This window comes from Gottfriedia acidiceleris (assembly GCF_036421055.1).
Lineage (GTDB): Bacteria > Bacillota > Bacilli > Bacillales > Bacillaceae_G > Gottfriedia > Gottfriedia acidiceleris_C.
This window is the reverse complement of record NZ_JAZGQS010000004.1, coordinates 131,948-153,372: the sequence shown is the minus strand read 5'-3', so window position 1 is coordinate 153,372 and position 21,425 is coordinate 131,948. Positions and strand designations below refer to the sequence as shown.

General features: G+C 32.6%; 27 protein-coding genes. 3 read left to right on the top strand and 24 right to left on the bottom strand.

Annotated elements, in window-relative coordinates; genetic code table 11:
• Window positions 1–31 precede the first annotated feature (31 nt).
• The 20 genes from folD to RAH41_RS07730 form a co-directional block, all read right to left on the bottom strand.
• Window positions 32–907 carry a bifunctional methylenetetrahydrofolate dehydrogenase/methenyltetrahydrofolate cyclohydrolase FolD gene (folD, locus tag RAH41_RS07825; RefSeq protein WP_331221673.1) on the bottom strand — a complete coding sequence of 292 codons (876 nt, stop codon included), beginning with the start codon at window positions 905–907 and terminating at the stop codon, window positions 32–34.
• 37 nt (window positions 908–944) lie between these two features.
• Window positions 945–1,325, bottom strand: coding sequence for a transcription antitermination factor NusB (gene nusB / locus RAH41_RS07820; RefSeq protein ID WP_331221976.1), 381 nt, complete (start codon window positions 1,323–1,325; stop codon window positions 945–947).
• Window positions 1,326–1,707: 382 nt separating this feature from the next.
• Window positions 1,708–2,274: a GNAT family protein gene (locus RAH41_RS07815; RefSeq protein WP_331221671.1), complete on the bottom strand. Its 567-nt coding sequence runs from the start codon at window positions 2,272–2,274 to the stop codon at window positions 1,708–1,710.
• Between the two features lie 151 nt (window positions 2,275–2,425).
• Window positions 2,426–2,824: an Asp23/Gls24 family envelope stress response protein gene (locus tag RAH41_RS07810; RefSeq protein ID WP_056475162.1), complete on the bottom strand. Its 399-nt coding sequence runs from the start codon at window positions 2,822–2,824 to the stop codon at window positions 2,426–2,428.
• 15 nt (window positions 2,825–2,839) lie between these two features.
• Window positions 2,840–4,189: an acetyl-CoA carboxylase biotin carboxylase subunit gene (gene accC / locus RAH41_RS07805; RefSeq protein ID WP_331221670.1), complete on the bottom strand. Its 1,350-nt coding sequence runs from the start codon at window positions 4,187–4,189 to the stop codon at window positions 2,840–2,842.
• Window positions 4,190–4,232: 43 nt separating this feature from the next.
• Window positions 4,233–4,718: an acetyl-CoA carboxylase biotin carboxyl carrier protein gene (accB, locus tag RAH41_RS07800; RefSeq protein WP_331221669.1), complete on the bottom strand. Its 486-nt coding sequence runs from the start codon at window positions 4,716–4,718 to the stop codon at window positions 4,233–4,235.
• Window positions 4,719–5,177: 459 nt separating this feature from the next.
• Window positions 5,178–5,774, bottom strand: a complete 597-nt coding sequence (locus RAH41_RS07795) for a SpoIIIAH-like family protein (protein ID WP_331221668.1) — start codon at window positions 5,772–5,774, stop codon at window positions 5,178–5,180.
• Window positions 5,775–5,795: 21 nt separating this feature from the next.
• Window positions 5,796–6,488 carry a stage III sporulation protein AG gene (gene spoIIIAG, locus RAH41_RS07790; RefSeq protein ID WP_331221667.1) on the bottom strand — a complete coding sequence of 231 codons (693 nt, stop codon included), beginning with the start codon at window positions 6,486–6,488 and terminating at the stop codon, window positions 5,796–5,798.
• Between the two features lie 6 nt (window positions 6,489–6,494).
• Window positions 6,495–7,112, bottom strand: a complete 618-nt coding sequence (spoIIIAF, locus tag RAH41_RS07785; protein ID WP_331221666.1) for a stage III sporulation protein AF — start codon at window positions 7,110–7,112, stop codon at window positions 6,495–6,497.
• 8 nt (window positions 7,113–7,120) lie between these two features.
• The gene (gene spoIIIAE / locus RAH41_RS07780) at window positions 7,121–8,290 is read right to left on the bottom strand and encodes a stage III sporulation protein AE (RefSeq protein ID WP_331221665.1); all 1,170 of its coding nucleotides are present in this window, start codon (window positions 8,288–8,290) and stop codon (window positions 7,121–7,123) included.
• Between the two features lie 21 nt (window positions 8,291–8,311).
• A complete protein-coding gene (gene spoIIIAD / locus RAH41_RS07775; protein ID WP_069034314.1) occupies window positions 8,312–8,701 on the bottom strand; it encodes a stage III sporulation protein AD in 390 nt (129 codons plus the stop codon).
• 26 nt (window positions 8,702–8,727) lie between these two features.
• Window positions 8,728–8,931 carry a stage III sporulation protein AC gene (gene spoIIIAC / locus RAH41_RS07770; RefSeq protein WP_088072847.1) on the bottom strand — a complete coding sequence of 68 codons (204 nt, stop codon included), beginning with the start codon at window positions 8,929–8,931 and terminating at the stop codon, window positions 8,728–8,730.
• A 12-nt stretch (window positions 8,932–8,943) separates the two neighbouring features.
• Complete coding sequence (spoIIIAB, locus tag RAH41_RS07765; RefSeq protein WP_331221664.1) at window positions 8,944–9,456, bottom strand: stage III sporulation protein SpoIIIAB; 513 nt, start codon at window positions 9,454–9,456, stop codon at window positions 8,944–8,946.
• Window positions 9,457–10,377: a stage III sporulation protein AA gene (spoIIIAA, locus tag RAH41_RS07760; protein ID WP_331221663.1), complete on the bottom strand. Its 921-nt coding sequence runs from the start codon at window positions 10,375–10,377 to the stop codon at window positions 9,457–9,459.
• Between the two features lie 16 nt (window positions 10,378–10,393).
• Complete coding sequence (locus RAH41_RS07755) at window positions 10,394–10,675, bottom strand: YqhV family protein (protein WP_025672203.1); 282 nt, start codon at window positions 10,673–10,675, stop codon at window positions 10,394–10,396.
• Between the two features lie 203 nt (window positions 10,676–10,878).
• Window positions 10,879–11,367 (bottom strand): DUF456 domain-containing protein, encoded by a 489-nt coding sequence (locus tag RAH41_RS07750; protein WP_331221661.1) that lies wholly within the window; start codon window positions 11,365–11,367, stop codon window positions 10,879–10,881.
• Between the two features lie 80 nt (window positions 11,368–11,447).
• Window positions 11,448–12,011: an elongation factor P gene (efp, locus tag RAH41_RS07745; RefSeq protein ID WP_088010930.1), complete on the bottom strand. Its 564-nt coding sequence runs from the start codon at window positions 12,009–12,011 to the stop codon at window positions 11,448–11,450.
• 149 nt (window positions 12,012–12,160) lie between these two features.
• Window positions 12,161–13,222: an aminopeptidase P family protein gene (locus tag RAH41_RS07740; RefSeq protein ID WP_331221658.1), complete on the bottom strand. Its 1,062-nt coding sequence runs from the start codon at window positions 13,220–13,222 to the stop codon at window positions 12,161–12,163.
• A complete protein-coding gene (gene aroQ, locus RAH41_RS07735; RefSeq protein ID WP_331221656.1) occupies window positions 13,209–13,667 on the bottom strand; it encodes a type II 3-dehydroquinate dehydratase in 459 nt (152 codons plus the stop codon). Before aroQ ends, RAH41_RS07740 begins: the two co-directional genes overlap by 14 nt.
• An 89-nt stretch (window positions 13,668–13,756) precedes the next feature.
• Window positions 13,757–14,344, bottom strand: a complete 588-nt coding sequence (locus RAH41_RS07730; protein WP_331221654.1) for a YqhR family membrane protein — start codon at window positions 14,342–14,344, stop codon at window positions 13,757–13,759.
• A 206-nt stretch (window positions 14,345–14,550) separates the two neighbouring features.
• On the opposite strand from RAH41_RS07730, the gene RAH41_RS07725 reads away from it, so the two are divergent.
• Window positions 14,551–15,480 (top strand): DUF1385 domain-containing protein, encoded by a 930-nt coding sequence (locus tag RAH41_RS07725; protein WP_331221653.1) that lies wholly within the window; start codon window positions 14,551–14,553, stop codon window positions 15,478–15,480.
• Window positions 15,481–15,599: 119 nt separating this feature from the next.
• Window positions 15,600–15,995 (top strand): SA1362 family protein, encoded by a 396-nt coding sequence (locus RAH41_RS07720; RefSeq protein ID WP_331221652.1) that lies wholly within the window; start codon window positions 15,600–15,602, stop codon window positions 15,993–15,995.
• Window positions 15,996–16,006: 11 nt separating this feature from the next.
• Here the strand turns inward: RAH41_RS07720 and mntR are convergent, their stop codons facing one another.
• Both mntR and RAH41_RS07710 read right to left on the bottom strand, forming a co-directional pair.
• The gene (mntR, locus tag RAH41_RS07715; protein ID WP_331221651.1) at window positions 16,007–16,444 is read right to left on the bottom strand and encodes a transcriptional regulator MntR; all 438 of its coding nucleotides are present in this window, start codon (window positions 16,442–16,444) and stop codon (window positions 16,007–16,009) included.
• Window positions 16,445–16,878: 434 nt separating this feature from the next.
• Window positions 16,879–17,712, bottom strand: coding sequence for a biotin/lipoate A/B protein ligase family protein (locus tag RAH41_RS07710; protein ID WP_331221650.1), 834 nt, complete (start codon window positions 17,710–17,712; stop codon window positions 16,879–16,881).
• A gap of 175 nt (window positions 17,713–17,887) precedes the next feature.
• Here RAH41_RS07710 and RAH41_RS07705 point away from each other — a divergent pair, with 175 nt between their 5' ends.
• Entirely contained in the window at window positions 17,888–18,211 is a 324-nt protein-coding gene (locus tag RAH41_RS07705; protein ID WP_084006937.1) for a rhodanese-like domain-containing protein, read from the top strand.
• A 94-nt stretch (window positions 18,212–18,305) separates the two neighbouring features.
• On the opposite strand, the gene RAH41_RS07700 is transcribed toward RAH41_RS07705, so the two are convergent.
• Both RAH41_RS07700 and RAH41_RS07695 read right to left on the bottom strand, forming a co-directional pair.
• Window positions 18,306–18,941, bottom strand: a complete 636-nt coding sequence (locus RAH41_RS07700) for a peptidylprolyl isomerase (protein ID WP_331221649.1) — start codon at window positions 18,939–18,941, stop codon at window positions 18,306–18,308.
• A gap of 160 nt (window positions 18,942–19,101) precedes the next feature.
• Window positions 19,102–21,333 carry an MMPL family transporter gene (locus tag RAH41_RS07695; RefSeq protein ID WP_331221648.1) on the bottom strand — a complete coding sequence of 744 codons (2,232 nt, stop codon included), beginning with the start codon at window positions 21,331–21,333 and terminating at the stop codon, window positions 19,102–19,104.
• Between the last annotated feature and the right edge of the window lie 92 nt (window positions 21,334–21,425).

The following is a 21,425-nucleotide window of genomic DNA, read 5'->3' as shown; positions in this document are numbered from 1 at the left end:
AGCCCTTCTTTCATTCTTACAAAGCAATTAATTAAAGTTTAGTACTCAAATTTAATTTACTATCAATTTGAGAAGCTGCTTTTACCGTATTATGAAGTAACATTGTAATTGTCATTGGACCTACTCCACCTGGTACAGGTGTAATATAACCCGCAACATTTTTTACATCTTCAAAATTTACGTCTCCGCATAATTTGCCATTTTCGTCTCTATTCATGCCGACGTCAATCACAATTGCTCCCTCTTTAACATAATCAGCTGTAATTAATTTGGCTACACCAATAGCAACAATTAATATATCAGCCTGCTTTGTAATATTTTTTAGATTAGTTGTACGTGAATGTGTATAAGTAACCGTTGCATTTTCATTTAAGAATAGTTGTCCAACTGGTTTCCCTACAATATTGCTACGTCCAATAACAACGACATGTTTTCCACTAATCGGAATATTTGTATTTTCTATTAATTTTAATATACCAAAAGGAGTACAAGGTAGTAATGAATCTTGATTCGTCATCATTCTTCCAATATTAATTGGATGAAATCCATCAACATCTTTTAATGGAGAAATTGTTTCAATTACTTTCTTTTCTGAGATATGAGCAGGTAATGGCAACTGAACTAAAATACCATGAATTGACTGATCATCGTTTAATTTGTTTACAACTGATAATAACTCATCTTCAGTAATTGTTTCAGGTAATTCAATTACTTCAGAATACATTCCTAACTCATTACATGCTTTATGCTTCGAATTAACATATGTTCTTGAAGCAGAATTATTTCCAACTAAAACAACTGCTAAACCTGGTGTAACACCTTGATTTTTTAATTCTGAAACACCATTCTTTAATTCCTCACGAATTGATACTGAAACTTCTTTACCATTAATTAATGTTGCTACCATTTTAGTTTCCCCCTATGCATATAAACAATCTATCTATTTAGAATTTTGATAATACCGCATTGATAAATTTACTAGAATCATCATCACCGTAAACTTTAGCAATTTCAATCGCTTCATTGATTGCTACACTTTTTGGAACGTCCTCTAAGTAATTAATTTCTACTAGAGCAATTCTTAGGATATTGCGATCAACATTGCCTAAACGATCAATCGTCCAGCTTTCAATATTTGAAGCTAATTGTTCGTCGATCACTTCTTTATGACGAACAAAATTTGTTACAATTGCCTCTAAAAATGCATCTTGTTTTTCTTCAGCTTCTTCTAATACATGCTCTAATGCATCTGAAGCATTTGCTTCACTTAAATCCATTTGGAATAATGTTTGTAATGCAAGTTCCCTTGCTTTTCTACGTTTCATCAAAATAATAAACTCCTTTAAGCTAAATTCATCATTCGTTGCATAGGTAATAACGAATTCTAATTTTGTATAGTAACACGTTATTTTACCATTTTTTTTAATAAGTTCCAACGACTGTCTGTATTAACTCTAATTTTTATTATTATTAACGTTTCTAAGCAAACTCAATACTTTAAACTGTTTTCTACATTTTAACTTAAAATCCAATAAAATAACAGACCAATGTTTGTGTTTTTTTAAAAAAAATTCCTTTTTCTTACTTTAAAATAATATTTATATACCAAAACACGAACATTCAAATTGATAGATTCAGAAAATGCCGAAATAAAGGGGTACAAAAGATTTACAAGAAATAAAAAAACTTTCCAACTAATACCAGATATTAACGTCTTTCTTGTACTCCTTGGCTCCCATGCCATTCATGTTCCAGTATGCTATATAAATAAGTGTCTCTCCAGCCGTCCCTTAATAATAGATCTTCCCGCATTTTACCTTCTAAATTTAAGCCGCATTTTTCAAGTACTTTTGCTGATGCAATATTTCTAACATCACAAGTCGCAAATATTCGATGAAGTTTAAAATTTTTAAATGCAAATGAAATTATTTCTTTAGTAACTTCACTAGCAAACCCCATGCCCCAATAGTTCGGATGAATTATGTATCCTATTTCACCTATTTGATTGATTTCATCCCTAATATTAAACTCGATTGATCCTATTAATTCATCGGACTTCTTTTCGATTATTGCAAATGCAAATCTAGTCCTATTTATTTGTTTCATATCTCCTAGTATGGTATGAATGAATTCTTTAGTTTCACTTTCTGTATTCGGTCCCCAAGGCTGAAATTGACATACAACTGGCTGTGATGCATATCTATGTACTTGCTTCCAATCACTTTCAACAAATTCACGTAAGTTTGTTCTATTTGTGCTCAAATTACAGATCATATTGTCACCTATTTTCCTATTTCATTTATAAATAAATTTTAACATATTTCAGAATATATAATCAGTTACATAAGAATCGGACACCCCCCCTTACTTCTTATCGATCAAAACAAAAAAAGAGCCTCTATCAATAGAGACTCTTTTTATCATATTAAAGTTCAATTGGAGCTTCTTGCTCAGGTTTCGTATCGAATTGAACTCCTACTACATGAACATTGACTTCAGATAATTCAAGACCTGTCATCGTTAATAATGCTTGACGAATATTGTCTTGTACATTACCTGCTACAGTTGGGATTGACTTACCAAATTTAACTAGAATGTATACATCGATTGTAATTCGATCTTCTGATAAATCAACTCGGACACCTTTACCGTGATATTTCTTACCGATAATTTCAGAAATACCAGATGCAAGGTTTCCACGCATGCTTGAAACACCTTCAACTTCAGCAGCTGCAATACCAGCAATTACTTCGATTACTTCAGGTGCGATTTCTACTCGACCTAATGTCGCAGTACCCATTTCTAAAATTTGATTTTCGTTCATACAGATCCCTCCACTTTATCCTTTAACAAGCGCATGCTCCTCAAGGAATTTAGTATTATACTTCCCTTTTACGAAGATTTCATTTTGCAATAAATTTAAATGGAATGGAATTGTTGTGTAAATTCCTTCTACCACAAATTCTTCAAGTGCTCTTATCATTATAGCAATTGCTTCTTCTCTTGTCTTGCCATGTACGATAACTTTCGCAATCATTGAATCATAATATGGCGGAATTGTGTACCCACTATATACAGCAGAATCAACACGAACATTCGGACCACCTGGTGGTAAATACGTAATGATTTTACCAGGAGACGGCATAAAGTTCTTATCTGGATTTTCAGCATTAATACGACATTCAATTGACCATCCATTTAAAGATACGTCTGATTGAGTTATTTTTAATGGATGACCTTTAGCAATTAATAATTGTTGCTTAATAAGATCAATACCAGAAATATATTCAGTTACAGGATGCTCAACTTGAATACGTGTGTTCATCTCCATAAAGAAGAAGTTTTTAGTATGTGGTTCATAAATAAACTCAACAGTACCTGCACCCCAATAATTTACTGCTTCAGCTGCACGAACAGCTGCTTGACCCATTTTTTGACGAGTTTCTTCGTCTAAAACAGGTGATGGAGCTTCTTCTACTAATTTTTGAAGACGACGCTGAATTGTGCAATCACGTTCTCCAAGATGAATCGTATTACCATGTTCATCTGCTAAAACCTGAATTTCAACATGTCTAAAATCTGTAATATATCTTTCAAGATATACACCTGGATTACCGAAAGCTGTTTGAGCTTCTTGTTGCGTAATTTGTATACCTTTTTCAAGTTCTTTTTCATCTTTTGCTACACGGATACCTTTACCACCGCCACCAGCTGTAGCTTTGATTATAACTGGATAGCCGATTTCTGCAGCAATCTTTTTACCATCTTCTACACTTTGAATAATACCTTGTGAACCAGGTACTACTGGTACTCCTGCTTCTTTCATTGTTTCACGAGCAACGTCTTTTGTACCCATTTTAGAAATAGAATCAGCCGTTGGTCCAATGAATTTCACATTGCACTCTGTACATAATTCTGCAAAACTAGCATTTTCTGATAAGAAACCATAACCAGGATGGATTCCGTCACAACCAGTTAATTTTGCAATACTAATGATATTAGTCATATTTAAATAACTATCTTTTGATAATTTAGGACCGACACAATAAGCTTCATCAGCCATTTGAACATGTAATGCTTCTTTATCTCCTTCAGAGTAAATAGCAACAGTTTCAATATTTAATTCTTTACATGCTCGAATAATTCGAATGGCGATTTCTCCACGATTCGCTATTAAAACCTTTTTCATTTCTTCACCTTCTCTAGTAAAGTACTGTTAATTTTGTAGATAATTAGGCCTTTACCAAGAATAATGGTTGACCGTATTCTACTAATTGACCATTTTTAGCAAGTACTTCAACGATTTCGCCTTCAATTTCAGCTTCAATTTCATTAAATAGCTTCATTGCCTCAACGATACAAACGATTGAATCGTTTTTAATGCGATCACCTATTGATACGTATTCTTTTGCATCAGGAGATGGAGATGCGTAGAAAGTACCTACCATCGGTGATGTAATTTTATGTAAGTTACTCGTATCTTCTTTTTCCACTACAGGTGCAGCAACTTCTGCAGCAACTGGTCTTTCTAAAGTTGCAACTGGAGCAGATGTAACAACAGGAGCTACCTCTTGGTGTACAACTGGAGCAGATGTAGCGACAGTTGTTTGTCCACCTTTTTTAATTTTAACGATAGCACCATTATCCTCAAATTCGAATTCATTTATTGTTGATTGATCGATTAACTTAATTAATTCTCTAATTTCATGAATTTTCATTTTGTTCACCCCTTAAGACATATAGTCTAATCTTATAACCTAATACTAAACTTTTCAAGAAATTATTGTAATTCCTAATTATTTTTAGCTATTTTACAAGGAATATTTATATAATATTCCTTACCAAAAATAATTCAATATAAACTATTATAACAGGGAAAACAAAAGACAGAAAGTGTATAGGAATTAGGAATAATCCTAAAATTCATATTAAATATTAATAAGGTTATTAAAAAAATGTAGAGCCAGTAGTTTAATTCTACTAGTAACTGGTGATTTTAAGATAGCTTTTATTTTGGCTATTACATTCACAATGTTCTTTTAAATGGTATCTAATCGATTACCATTCCAACTTGAAAATCCCCACTAGACGGGCTTCGTTTATTGTGGAACTGGTCATACAGAAAATATACACAATAATAGCCAGTAGAATCACTTCTACTGGCTTTTTTCATAAAATTATTTAACTTGGAATTTTACAACTACTAATTTTTCACCTAAGACACTTCTTGTCATTTGAATGATGTCATTCGCTGCTTTTCTGCTTGGTTTTGCAGATGTTACATCTACTTTTACTTCATTTTTATCAGAACGAACTAGTGCATCTTTATAACCAGCTTCTTTAATCATAGTTTCTACATCTGATTCTAATGCAGTTAATTTTTGAAGTTCGTTCATATTAGTGAAGGCTTCACTCTTCTCTTGTGCTGATGCAGTTGCTGAGTCAACAGTAGCTTTATACTCATCAATTAATTGACTTCTTTGATCTTCTTGTTCCATACGTTGTTTTAAGAATACTTCACTAGTAGAACTTTCCTTTGAAGCAGTTTCTTTATCGTTTTGTTTAGAAGTATCTGAGCTTTGTTTAGAAGTATCTGTTTTAGAATCTGTTTTCTTAGTATCTTTAGGCGTTGAGTCTAATGAATCTGTATTTGTGCTATTATTCATGTTCATAAAACTTGTTGTTTTTAAATTATCAGGTGTCGTAACATAATAAACTGATAATACAACTACTAAACTTAACATTGTTAATAACCAAATTGTTTGTTTTTTCATTTACTTTTTACCTTCTTCCTCTTATTTTTTTGGTTGTACAGAGACACGATAGCTTGGTACATCAAGTAATCGTGTAACAGCTTCTCTAATCATTTGTTTAATTTCTAAGTTTTCTGCACCTTTGGCTACAATTAGAACTCCTCTTATCCTTGGCATTTCAGTCTCAACTACTACTGGTTCTTGTTTATCTCCGTTATCAATAATGACAACTTGCTCTTCTTGCGATTGATCATCAATATTTCGTGTTCCACCTTGTTTATCTGTTTCATTAGTTTCTTGAGTTCGATTTGTTTTATTTGTTTGGTAGACTTTCTTTTCACTACCATCAAGATTTACTTCTACTTTTACATTACTTACACCAGCCATATTATTTAATGTGTCTGTAAGCTGCTGCTCGTATTTTTTTTCAATTTCTTCTATTTTGTTCTTTGAGGATTTTCCACCACCACTTCCAAGAGTCTCAACAGCTTGCTCATTATTTTTTGGAGTACCACTCGTTTCCGTGGAAATAGGTGAAAGCATTGAATTCGTTTTTTGATTTGTATTAGCAAATAGACTGCTTGCAATCATCCAACAAATCCCGAGTCCCAGTAGAGCCAGTACATATTTTCTCGTCAGTTTAAATGGACTTTTTTCTTTGTCAGAAGAGGTTTTGTCATCGCCATTTCCTTTTAGAAAGTCTGCTAATTTTATTGGTGGAATCTTTTTCTTCATTTGTCATTACTCCCCTCCTTCCATTTTGACTTCAATTTGCTTGTCCTCAAGCTCCCATTTATTTGCTAAAAAAGTTTGTAACTCTTGTTGTTTAATTTTTTCATCGTCTGTCTGAACTGGCTGATCGGTATTAATTGATACTTCTTGAACAGGTTCTACATTGCTTGTCTCATCTTTTTTAGGTCCAACGTAAACGATTACTTTAGAAAGATCATGAGCTGTTTTGACTGTATTAACTCCATCTTTTACTTGTAAATCTACATTAGTAATAACCTGTTCAAATTCTTTAGTAAAGCTTTTTTCAACGTCCTTTTTCATTTGGACAGCCATTTGTTTTAATATATATGCACGTTCTGCTTGTACTATTTCATTTTTCTTATTATTTATTTCATTTTTTATTTCGCCATTTGCTTCATACGTTTTAGACTGGTACCCAGCTAGCACCTCTTTTATATTTACTCTGAATAATTGAAAAATTGGTTGAAGCATCATGACTATTAATAATAGACTGGCTACAAATCGAACATATTTTGCTAAGCCGGTATTTGGAATTAACATCATAATGACGGTTGCAACTAATATATAGACGATAATATTTGAAACCCAGTGTATAAAGAATTCCATTTTTTCACCTACCTAAACATGACGACAATGTTTCCTGCCGCTATTATTAAAGTCATACTTAAGAAAAACATTAATGAAACAATTGATAAGCAAACAAATAAATAAGTTACACTTTTTCCGATCGTATCAATCGTGCTAATGATATTTTTACTTCCAACTGGTTGTAAAATCGCTGCTGAGAATTTATAAATTAAAGCTAAAACTAATATTTTAATAGCTGGGAAAACAACGATTGCTAATAAAGTAACTAAACCTACTATCCCAACTGTGTTTTTTAATAATAAAGACGCACTAATAACTGTATCTGTCACGTCTGCAAAAACTTTACCAACAACCGGAACAAAATTACTTGTTACAAATTTAGCTGTCTTTACTGCTACCCCATCCGAAACTGCAGTCGTTAAACCTTGTACACTTAATACCCCTAAAAAAATAGTTAAAAAGATTCCTAGTACACCTACAGCAACATTTCTTATTAACGAAGCTAGTTTTGTCACCTTTAACTCATCATTTATAATGCTTACAATACTTAAAATTGTTGATACAAGAATTAAAGGTAGTACAAAATACGTCACTAGTAATCCACTTGTATGCATTAAAAAAATTAAGATTGGATGGAAAACGCCAACCGATATAACACCACCTGATGTTGCAATCAAAGCTAGTAAAATAGGTATTAGTGCTCGTAAAAAATCAATCATTACTGTAATTGCATCTTGGGTAGCCTGCGTTGCAACATAAAAACTATTTAATGCAAAAACTACTAATACTAGAAAAACTACATTATCAGCAATCTTACTGACTGTACTCTTCTCAAATGCATTTTGTAATGATTGGAGTAAAGAGCTAAAAATAACTAACATAATTAAGATTCCTAATATTTTCCCGTTACTTAATAACTCAAAAAATATATATTTAGCAAATGCAATAAACCATTCTTGCAATGAAAATTTCTTTTCTCCCTTTATAAATTGGATAAAGTCCCCTTTTTGACTTTCTGGTAAAAAGCCGCCATATTGATGAACAACTTCATCCCAATATTGCTGAACTTCATCGATGCCTAACTTTTGTATTTGTTCATTAACTATTTCAGCAGGTGGAGGAGCAGCTTGTACAATTTTTGGTACTAAAAAAAAGAGAGTAAAGAAAAGAAGAAAAACTTTCATCCTTTTTGACATAATGTCCTCCTTCCCTTACATCTAAGAAATTTTTGGTAAAAAACTTAAAATTGTTTCAATTAAAGCTGTTAAAATCGGTACTGCAAGAACCAAAATGAGTACTTTGCCCCCTAATTCAATCTTGGAAGCAATTGCACCTTGGCCTGCATCTTTCGTAATTTGAACTCCAAATTCAGCTATGTATGCGATCCCAATTATTTTTAATAAAGTTTCAACATACACATTTTTAATACTCGCTTGATTTGCTAGTTTTTGAATTTGATCTAATAAGAATTGCACCTTATCTAATAAAAATAAAAACAAAACACAGCTAATAAAAACAGTTATTGCTAAAGTAAAATTATTCATTTTAAATTGATTTAATAGAAGAATTACAAAAGTAGCGGCTAATCCAATGCCAACAATTTGGATGATTTCCAAAGACTCTCACCCCTAATCTAATGAAATAGAAATACATCCCTAACTTTATTAAATAGATCACCGGCTTTAGTGATAACTTGAAGAAATACGATAATGAATGCAGTAATAATCGTCCAAGTAGCAAACTCTTCCTGTCCGGCTTTTTTTAAGACCGCATGGATAATTGCAGCAATTACGCCAATCCCAGCTATTTGAAACATCAGTGCATAATTTGTAATCAATTTAAATTCCTCCTACAAGAGTAATATAACGATTAATATTCCACTTAAAACGCCTAGCATTTTAGACATTCGTTCATAACTGCCCTGCGAATCAATTGCTTCTTGCTCTTCCCTTTCCAAATGTTTTAATGCTAAAATAATTTGTTTTTGTTGTGAATATTTATCATGCATACCAATTGTCTCTCCAAATTGTAATAAAACTTGTATGTCAGACTCTTTAATCGAGACAGTTTTAGCATATTTTATTAATGAATTTTCCCAGGCTTCTTTCGCTGAAAATGCACTCGTTTCAAGTTGATTAGCAAAATCCTTTAAACAACGATTAATGGGTCCTTTTAATTGACTCGAAATTCTTTTAAACGCTTCTTGAAGTGGCAATTGACTATACATTACCTCCGCTTCAAGAGATTGGAGAGCTAACTTCCAGCCCCTTAACTCTTTTGTTCGTTCTGATAATCTACCTGCAAAATAAAATCCTAGCCAGCTTGTTGAAAAAATAATAATAAGTGCTCCAATCCACCTCATCTAAAGCACCGCCCTCGGATGAAATAAACTAGTGAAATCCCTATTTTTAATATCCGTTATAGTGCCAGGCGACGGGAAATTTGAAATTTCAATAAATCGTTCAAATGAACCATTTTGAAACAAAGGCAAAAGAGAAGGGCGTTTTCTAATTTCCTCAAGAGAATAACCATGTACAGTCACGATTAATTGAACACCGGCAAAAATCGCTTCTAAAATGGCATCTACATCTTCCTTTTTTCCAATTTCGTCTACAAGAATGACATGAGGACTCATTGACCTTACAAGCATCATCATTCCTTCAGCCTTTGGACATGCATCTAATACATCGATTCTTTCACCAAATGTATATTGAGGTACCCCTTTAACTGAACCTGCTATCTCAGATCGTTCATCAACAATGCCAACCTTCCCTGGCCTTATTCCCCTTATGGCATCACCTTGACTTACCACTCTAGCAAAATCCCTAAGTAATGTTGTTTTCCCTGCTTGCGGTGGGCCAATCAGCATAGTGTTTTTCCATCTTCCTTCATAAACATACTTAACAAATGGACTAGCTATTCCTACTTTTTCTTTTGCAATACGAAAATTATAAGAACTAATATCTCGAATCATTTTAACCATTCCGTTTTCGGTTACAACTCGACCAGCTAATCCGACTCGATGCCCACCTTTAATTGTGATATAGCCTTTTTTCAATTCTTCCTCAATCGTATAAATTGAAAATTGACTTAACCTTCCAAGAATCTGCCCGCCTTCTTCTTCTGTCAGAATATAAGGTATAAAATTTGACTGATTATTAGAAATTACTTCAACTGGACGCCCAATCCTTAACCTTAATTCCTCGACTTGATGTAAATCTCCATATGAACGCTGTAGCTTTTCTTTAATTAATGTAGGTAATACATTAAAAACCTCTTCCATAAAAGGTCACATCCTATCATTTAAAAACTGCCAACAATATTAAAAACACACCACATACGACTAAAACTAATCGAATCGGGTCCAATTTAGATGCAACACCTATTATTCCAATAGCCATTGTTGAAATGAGGATAATAGGTCCCACAGTCGCCAAAACACTATTTACTGCTAATGCTTTCTTAATGTCGTTTAAATACAAAATCGTAAAAGCTGCAATTAATTCTACACTTCCACCAAAAACTCTGAGCATTCCCATACTAAGAACTGCTCGATCCATCGAATCAATCCAATCCTTCATAGCTACACACCTTTTTCCATTCTTTTTTATTACTAATATGCTGAACATGTCCATTTCAGAAGACAAACATTAATTCCAAGGCATAAAAAAGAGAGAAGTCGTATGACTTCTCTCTTTAGGCTTGCTTATGAATGGTTTATGTGTTTCTAAAAAAAAGTAAACATGACTACATCTTCACTTAAAAATAAGATTCTCAAACAAAATTAAAAGAATATATAAACAAAAAAGATTATTACCATAATAACTTGCAGTACCGCTTTTGCTAATGAGCTACTAATAAAAGAAACGACTGTTGCCCATGCAGATTTTATTGACTCTTTCGTATTCTTCCCTTGTAATTTCTCAGCAATAAAAACAGAAATAAAAGGGACAATAATTAAGCCAAAGGGAGGAAAAACAAACGATCCAACGATTACAGCTAAACAACCTACTCTTTCACCAGTCTTTGTACTGCCGTATTTTTTTAGAAAGTATTTATTCGCTAGAATATCTGCTAAAAAAATAACAGCTGTAAAAATTAGCATAATAATCCAAAACGACATATTTAAATTACTTTTATTAATACCAAAGTAATAAATTAAAAAGCCTACCCATAATACTGGTACACCTGGAATTATGGGTTTGATTAGCGCAATAAACGCCAATGCAAAACAAATGATAATCAATGTCCAAAGAACAATTGAGGTAACCATTTAATCACCCTTTCTTATTGAAATCTGTTAATAAAAAAGAGACACTCTTTAAATAAGTGCCTCCCTTTTTTTACATTAAATTAAGCTTTTGCACGTGAAACGTAGCTAGCTTCAGTTGTGTTAATAATTAACACTTCACCTTCATTAATGAAGATTGGTACTTGTACTACTAGACCAGTTTCCATTGTAGCTGGTTTTGTAACGTTAGAAGCAGTATCACCTTTAATACCTGGTTCAGTTTCAACTACTTTTAATTCAACTGTGTTTGGTAATTCAACACCTAAAATTTCACTTTCAAAAGTCATGATATAAACTTCCATATTTTCTTTAAGGAATTTTAATTCACGCTCAATATTTGCTTCTGGTAATTCAATTTGCTCATAAGATTCATTGTCCATGAATACATGTTGGTTACCATTAGCATATAAATATTGCATTTTACGGTTTTGAATATGTGCTTTTGCTACTTTCTCACCAGCACGGAATGTTTTTTCTTGTACAGCACCTGTACGTAGGTTACGAAGTTTTGAACGTACGAATGCAGCACCTTTACCCGGTTTAACGTGTTGGAAATCTATTACTTGCCAAAGTCCACCGTCAGTTTCAATTGTTAAACCTGTACGAAAATCGTTTACTGAAATCATTAAATATCCTCCTAAAAAATGAAATGGCCCTATAAGTATGTAATGTGTAAAAAAGAACCATTTCTCTTACCATGAATTTCTTTTACAACTTTATATCATAAAGTAAAATACGCTTTTTGTGTAGTTCTAATTTCTAATCTAATAAAAACTTATAAAATGATTAGATTTTTTGGTGATGACATTAAGTTTTCGTTACCACCAGTTTTAACGATTAAATCATCTTCTATACGAACTCCACCTAGATTCGGAATATAAATACCTGGTTCACAAGTTACGATCATATTTGGCTCTAAAACAGTATCAGAACGGAATGATACGCCAGGTCCCTCATGTACTTCTAGACCAATACCATGGCCAGTTCCATGTCCATAATATTCTCCATAACCTTTTTCCGTTATATAATCACGAGTTAAAGCATCGGCCTCTTTACCTGTAATTCCTGCTTTAATCCCGTTAACACCACGTAATTGAGCTTCAAGAACAATCTCATAAATTTTCTTCAAATCAGAATGAGGCTCACCAACAGAAACAGTTCTAGTCATATCTGATACATAACCTTTATAGTATGCACCAAAATCTAACGTTACAAAATCGCCTGTTTCAATTACTTTTTCAGATGCTACACCGTGAGGAAGAGCAGAACGAGCACCAGAAGCAACGATTGTATCAAATGATGATGAAGTAGCTCCTAATTTACGCATAAAAAATTCCAACTCATTCGATACTTCTAATTCAGTAACACCTGGACGGATAAAACCTAGAATATGATCAAAAGCAGATTCTGCAATTTTAGCAGCTTCCTTAATGATTGAAATCTCTGCATCCGTTTTAATTAAGCGCAATTTTTCAATTAATCCAGTTACAGGAACTAATTCTGGTTTTACTACTTTGCGATAAGAACCAAATTCTGTAAATGTAACATGATCTTGTTCAAACCCAAGTTTTGATACGCCTAATTTCTCTGTTAAAGCTGCAACTTCAGCTGGAATTGAACCTTCATGTTTAACAATTTCGAAACCTTCACATTGGCTAGTAGCTTGTTCAATATATCGGAAATCAGTAATGAATAAAGCTTTGTCTTGAGTAATTAATGCAACACCAGCAGAACCTGTGAAGTTCGTCATGTAACGTCTATTGTATGTACTAGTAACTAGTAATGCGTCTAATCCTTTTTCTACTAAAGCTTCACGTAACTTTTTAATTTTTTCCATTGTTTTTCTCTCCCCTACTAATCTTTTTTAACGCACTTAATCCTAAATCATATCCATACACACCTAACCCAACGATTTGCCCTACAGTTACAGCAGCTAAAACTGAAGTATGTCTGAACTCTTCTCTTTTATGTATATTTGAAATGTGTACTTCAATAGTTGGTACGGTAATACTTGCAATTGCATCACGAATTGCATAACTGTAATGAGTAAATGCGCCAGGATTAAACAGAATACCATCATAAACATTATTTGCCGCATGCAGTTGATCGATTAATTCACCTTCATGATTAGATTGAAAGCAATCAATCGTATCCCCATCTTCTTGTGCAAGCGATGTTAAATGATCCTCAATATCCTTTAATGTAGTTGAACCATAGATAGAAACTTCTCTCTGACCGAGCATATTTAAATTAGGTCCATTCAATAATAAAAACTTAGCCATTTTAAAAGTCTCCACCAATCATTTTTTGCATATTTATCCCAAACACACATATCTTGGAATACCTAAGTTTTATTTTATCATAGGCCAGACTATTTTGAATAGCCACGCAAATATGCCTTTTGCTCTTGAAATGCAAAAGAAACAGAATATGCAATAAAAGTTCCGTATAAAATGAATAAACAGATTGTAGTAACTGTCGTATCAGACGAGTAATCCTTAATTGCTTTTAAATCGAATGCTAATTTACCAAGAAGAATAAAAACAATAACCCATAGGAGTAATCCAAAAAATATACCTGGCAGAACTCCGTTAAATTTTCTTCCAATAAAATAAAATATAAAAGCAATAATGATTGAAATAATGCCGATACCAACAATAGAAATTAAGTTTTCAACATAGCCATTTGCCCATTTTCCAAGTTTGATTCTTTCTAAAACAAAATTTGGGCCAATTTGAGTAAAGTCAAAATAACTAAGAACTAACAAAACAGTTGACCAAAATATGCCACCAAAAAAACCGATACTTACAATCTTATTAAAGTTCTTATTTCCTTTTGATTCACCATCTCCACCTTGGACTAGGTATTCATTTTGACTTTGACTCTGATTTTGATCTTGGTTTTGATTATTTTCTTTATCCTGAGTTTCCTTTTCTTGTTCTTTATCTTTTTCCTGCATTTAACATTTCCCTTTCCATACATTGCTAAATTATCTCTGAGTATTATGTCCAACAAAGAATTTTTAATGTGATTCTGATTTTTTATTAGAAAATTAAAAATATTAAGATTATTATTTAGATTTTCCTACTTCTTACTTGCACCATTATTATGCTTACATTTACAATAGATAGTAATAGATAAAAAACAAGTTTAGGTTGGTGCAACATGAGAGAGAAAAATAAAGCAGTTTATGGGGGTCAAGCAATCGTAGAGGGCGTAATGTTTGGTGGCAAAACACATACAGTCTCTGCAATCCGCAGGACAAATGAAGAAATTCAATATTATGAAGAACCGATACATATAAATCGGACAATGCAAAAATTAAAGAAAATTCCTTTTGTCCGTGGTGTAGTCGCGATTATACAAGCAAGTATTAATGGTTCCAAGCATTTAAATTACTCAACTGAAAGATACGGAATTGATCCAAAAGATGATGAGAAAATTGCCATTGAGCGTGAAAAACAAAAAGGTACGCTTGCTACTTATCTAGGACTTTCATTACTAGCTGTTTTATCATTTATAGTTGGAAAAGTTATTTTTACACTTGTACCAGTACTACTAGCAGCAACATTGAAGCCAATATTTGAAACCGATTTTCAACAAGTCGTAATAGAAAGTATCTTAAAACTAGGTTTTTTATTAATTTATATTTACTTAGTTTCATTAACTCCATTTATAAAAAGAGTGTTTATGTATCACGGTGCCGAGCACAAAGTGATTAATGCATATGAAAATAATATTCCGTTAACGATTGAAGGAGTCCAATCACAATCTCGACTTCATTATCGTTGTGGAAGTAGCTTTATCCTATTTACTGTAATTGTTGGTATGTTCATATACTTTTTAGTTCCAACTAGCCCACTATGGCTAAGAATTGTTGATCGACTATTATTAATTCCAGTAGTTATAGGTGTTTCGTTCGAAGTTCTTCAATTAACAAATAAAGTTCGAAATATTCCTATATTAAGATGGGTAGGTTACCCTGGATTATGGCTACAATTATTAACAACTAAAGAACCAACTGATGATCAAGTTGAAGTCTCAATCGCTTCATTTAACCGACTATTAGAAGTAGAAAAAAATAACAAGATTTAATTGACAGAATTTTTTAAAAAATATCAACTTATTGGATAAAATGTAATAAACTATAAGAAACAATATTTTTCTAATACATTTAATAATTAATTTACTCTTCACCATAGGAGGTGCTTAAAGTGAATCAAAAAGTGTACACATCAATATTTTATGGAATAATAGCATTAGCACTTTTTGGCTTAATTTCTCAGTTGATAAACGATCCAGCAAAATTATTACAACGATTTTTGTTTATTGGATTAATCCTTTTAATTATTTATTTTATTTATAGAGTTTTTTCATCTTCGAATAGTCAAAGAAGCCATCAAGACTCCTATCGTAAGGCTGCTAAACAAACTATAAAAAAATATAGTACTCAAAAATCTAGCTCGTTTAAAAAATCGATTACCAAATCAAAGCCCACTTCAAGAAAAAGTACCTCCACGCCTTTGTTAAAAAAACGATCAAAGGATGCAAGTCACTTAACTGTGATTGAGGGTGAAAAGGGCAAAAAGAAAGACCGTGCTTCCTACTAAGCACGGTCTTTTTAGTTATTTGAATTTGATTGGGCTTCATTCGACTTCTGAATATCTTTTAATGCCTCGATTCGTTTTTTATCTTCTTCAAAGAACTGAACTAGTTCGCCAATTCGATCAATCGCTTCCCAACTCATATGATGTTCCATTCCTTCAACATCTTGATATATTAAATTTTCATCCACACCAATAATTCTTAAGAATTGCTCTAGTAAAACATGGCGATAGACAAGTCTTTTTCCCATCTTTTTACCTTTTTGTGTTAGGATTAATCCTCTATATTTTTCATAGATTAAGTAATCGTCTTTATCTAGTTTTTGCACCATTTTGGTTACTGACGATGGGTGTACAGATAATGCTTCAGCAATATCAGATACACGAGCATACCCTTTATCTTCAATTAAAAGGTAAATTTGTTCAATATAATCTTCCATACTAGGTGTGGGCATGTTCTTCCTCCAATACACTCATTCAAACTTTTTTCCGTCACAATAAGCATCAATAAAATGATACAACACATAAACCAAAAGTGCAATTAACATGAACACATTTAAATGATAATAGATCTTCATCCCGAATAAGGGTATGATGAAAAATAAGCAGAGTTTACCTATTAAAATATTGAATTTCTTTATTAGGAAAAATACATTATTATATATCCCGAAATGGTCTCTTCAATTGAAGCAGCCCCTTCCTTTGTTTTCGTATTTTTATTTGCGTTTTTCGAATTTAATTTGCACTTTTGCATCTTTTAATTGCACTTGAACATTTATTTACACTCTTACAACGTTTATATGCACGCCTACCCATTTCACTTCTAATTTATTCCAATCTCTCCCCCAAAACTCAAAAAAAGAAAGCCAAGAAGGCTTTCAATAAAAAACTACTTACGTAAATTCCATTCCTCGGTACTATATTTAATAGCAGCTAGTTCCTGTACTTCCTTCTCCTGAGCCTCAGTTAATTCATAAGGCACCAACTCGATATCTAAGCCAATTTCGAAGCCTTTTTCAAATGCTTTATAAAGGTCAGCCATTGTTTTAGGAGTAGTACTTTCTGCATTGATCCACGTTGCACGATCTAAGAATCGTTTTTTCATTCTTTCTCTTACTGCATCTGAAGAAAAGATATATAAGTCATATAACATATCAACATCAATATTTAAAGGAATTGAACCGTGCTGAAGAATTGAACCCTTTTGTCTCGTTTGAGCACTTCCAGCAATTTTTTTATCATTTACAACAACTTCATACCATGATGGCGCATCAAAACAAACGGCACTTGCTGGGTTTTTTAATTCATTTTTTTCTTCTGCAGTTTTTGGTACAGAAAAAGATGCATCTAAACCAAGTAGCTTGTACCCTTCTAAAATTCCCATTGAGATCACTCGATATGCTTCTGTAACTGATACAGGCATATTTGGGTAGCTTTCTGGGACAATTACACTATAAGTTAATTCATCGTGATGAAGTACGCTTCTTCCACCAGTTTGGCGTCTTACGAAATCACCATTGTATTTATTTAATGCTTCCAAACTTATTTCTTGGTTTTTTTGGAAATATCCGATTGTTACAGTAGGGTTTTCCCATTCATAGAAACGCAGTGTTGGAAGGAAACCTTCTTCACTTTGCCACTTGATTAAGCATTCATCAAGTGCCATATTATAGCTACCTGATTTTACTCCGCTATTAATAAAATTCCACTTTGTCTTTGTCATGTTGAAAATCTCCTCATTTTTCGATAAATTTTTACTTTTTTAATGAAAGTTTCTTGCACAATCCTACTAGAGAATTATAATAAGATAAGTAGGTAATTGAAAGGTGTTGAAAAATTTGAGTCAGTTTTTACCAATAATTTTTGTCGTACTAGGTATCATTGTATACTCAATAGTTATGTATTTCTACCAAAAACGTTTAATTAAAACGTTAACTGAGGAAGAATTTCGTGCTGGCTACCGTAAAGCTCAGCTAATTGATTTACGTGACCAAGAAGATTTTAAGAACGGCCATATATTAGGTGCTCGTAATATTCCGTTCGCTCAATTAAAAACGCGTTCAAAAGAAATTCGTAAAGATCAGGCAGTATATTTATATGATCAAATGGGCGTTCGTCCTGGACAAGCTGCACGTATTTTACGTAAACAAGGTGTAACTGAACTTTACCAACTTAAAGGCGGCTATAAACTTTGGTCTGGTAAAATTAAAAAAGGTTTATAATTCATATTTAATTTAAATGAAAAAACTACTTCATTTTTGTGAAGTAGTTTTTTTCGTTTTATGTAGAAGTTAGTAAAACTAAGCTCAGGACGATTTATTCTTTATGAGTTTTTGGTTTAGCGTATTTTTCGCCTTTTGTATCTACCTTTATAGACTCGATAATTACTGGAGTAACAGGTTTTTCCATTGAATCCACTTCAACTGCGTCAATTTTCTTAACAATATCGATTCCTTCTGTCACTTTACCAAATGAAGCATATTGCCCATCAAGGTCAGGTGTATCGTTTGCCATTATGAAAAATTGACTTCCAGCACTATTTGGATCACCAGTTCGTGCCATAGATAGTACACCTGTTGTATGTTTTAAGTTATTTTTAAAGCCGTTTGATGTAAATTCTCCATCAATTGCATATCCAGGACCTCCACCACCAGTTCCCTCAGGGTCTCCACCTTGAATTACGAAGTCTTTAACAACTCGATGGAATGTTAAGCCATTATAAAATCCTTTGTTTGCAAGTGATATAAAATTATCTACTGTATTTGGTGCAATATTAGGATATAATTCAGCTTTAATGACACCGTAATCCTTTACCTTTATTGTTGCGATTGGTAATTTCTCATGTTTTTTACCATTTGCAGATTTTTCATTATTGTTACCACATGCTGCTAATAAGCTGATTGTTAACACAAGACAGCTTATTAAAATTGCCTTAATTAATCTTTTTAACATTTTTCCTTCTCCCCCTCTTTCATTTTTAGTTTACCAAATTTCACCATGTACTTGCTATAGTTTCGAAAAATTGGGAATTTTTACACAGAATGAGCTAGTTCACTTAAATTAAAAAACTGTTACTCAAATATGAAATGAATAACAGTTTTCTTTAATTGATTTATCCAACTCGTTTAGATGTTTCCTCAATTTTATTTTTTGAAAATGGGAACCACCAATTCCATTTTCCAAATAACTGCATTAGGCTAGGAACTAAAACTAAACGAACAATTGTAGCATCCAAGAAAATGGCAATAGCAATCCCGATTCCCATCTGTTTAACAGGTACCATATCCGTAAATGCAAATGCCCCTGTAATAACAATCATAATGGACGCCGCCGATGTGATAATTCGGCTCGTCGACACTAACCCTTCTCTTGTTGAATAAGAATTATCTCCCGATTCGTAATATAGCTCTTGCATTCTCGACATTAAAAATACTTCATAGTCCATACTTAAACCAAATACTAATCCAAAGACAAACACTGGCAAAATCAACATAATATCAGATTGCGGCAAACCAAAATTACCACCTTGGAATAGCCAAGTAATAATTCCAAACGTTGCACTTAAAGATAATACATTCATTAAGATTGCTTTGATTGGAATGATAATGGACCTAAATGCAATCATTAATATGATGAAAGTACTAACCATAATGACAAGTAAACCGTATACAATATTATCTGTAATCTCATCAAATAATTCTTGTTCAAATTTCACTTGACCGCCGATAGTATAATCAAGCCCTTCAATTTTCCCATTGTACTTATGTTCAAAATCTCTTACCCATTGCTTCCCTTTTTCTGATTTAGGATCAGAATTCAAGAATACTTGAATATAAGTTTTATTCTTTTTAATATAGGCATCAATTGCAGGCTGAATTTTTGCTGCGTTTGGAGAGTTTAAAGCAGGTAATAATGCTTTAGCGTTTAAATTAACTGCATTCAAGACACTTTTAACTTCATAAACATTTTTGTCATTTTCAAGCTTTTTCTGTATTTTATCTAATGCGTTTACATTATTTTGCTTTAAAAAGTCAGTATTAGATTCAAGTACAATTGAGATCGTACCATGTTTTTGAGCTTCCGGAAGAAAAGCTTTTTGATATTTTTCATAATTAATTCTCGACTTTGCATCTTTTGGTAATGCATCAATTGTAGGTATATTTAAATGCACGTCCCTAATAGGAATGACGAAAAGTCCTAAAATGATTAATGATGTTAGTGCCATGATGATTGGTCGTTTCATAACGAAATTTGCAAATTTTCTCCAAACTGCTTGCTGTTGGTCTTGGCTTCGATTCGCAATCGATTTTAACGTACCTTTATTAATATTTTTACCAAGAGCAGAAAGTACTGCTGGTAATAGAGTTAATGATAAAAATAAACTAACTAATACAACAACTGCACCACTTATTGCGACACTTCTAAATAAATCAATATTTATGAAGTACAATGCTGATAATCCTATAAATACACAAATACCTGAAAAAATAATCGCTCTACCTGCAGTTGCAAACGTAATACCAATTGCTTCTTTCACTGATGAATGATTCTGTAATTCAGTTTTATAACGGCTTACGAATAATAAGGCAAAATCGATTGATAATGCTAATCCAATCATTGGTGCAACATTTAAGACAAAGATTGATAAATCAACATGCTTACCGATAAAGAATAAAATTCCAAATGTACTTAAAATACTAATCATACCGATTATAATTGGAATCGCAGATGCAACTAAACTTCCAAATGCAAAAAATAGGACGATAAACGCAATCGGTACACCAATCATTTCTGCTTTCTTTAAGTCTTCTTGACTCGTTTTATTCATAACATCACTAATGATTGTAAATCCAGTTGTTCCAACCTTTACTTTATCATTTGAAAATGACTCTATTTTTTTTGCAAATTTATTGTTTAGATCAACAAGCTTATCGTGATCCTTTTCATTGTACAAAAGAGATAAGTAGGCAATATTATCTTTTTTCATACCTGGATTCATTAGAGGGTCATGAAATTGTTTTATATTCTTTTCCTTTTGAACTTCATTCACAATCCGGTTAATATCAGATTGGAATTCGGCATTAGAGGCACCTTTTTTCCGCTCAAGTATAATGATCAGTGAATCTGGCGATTGTTCAAATTCTTTTTCTAGTACATTCTTAGCTTTTTCATACTCTCCAGGTGTCCTAAAACCATCTCCATCTAAAATGCCAGGTAAATGCTTCGAATAAATACCTAGAATGATTGAAAATATAGCTAAAATGACAATAACAATATACCGGAATTGATAAATCGATCGACCCACCTTTTTCCAAGCACTATTTTCACTTACTGTACTTTTCATTTTTTCACTCCTTATTTACATATCCTACCAATATCTTATCAAACTGATGTAAATTCGCCTATTGATTTATATTTTGAGTCAGAAAATAAAGA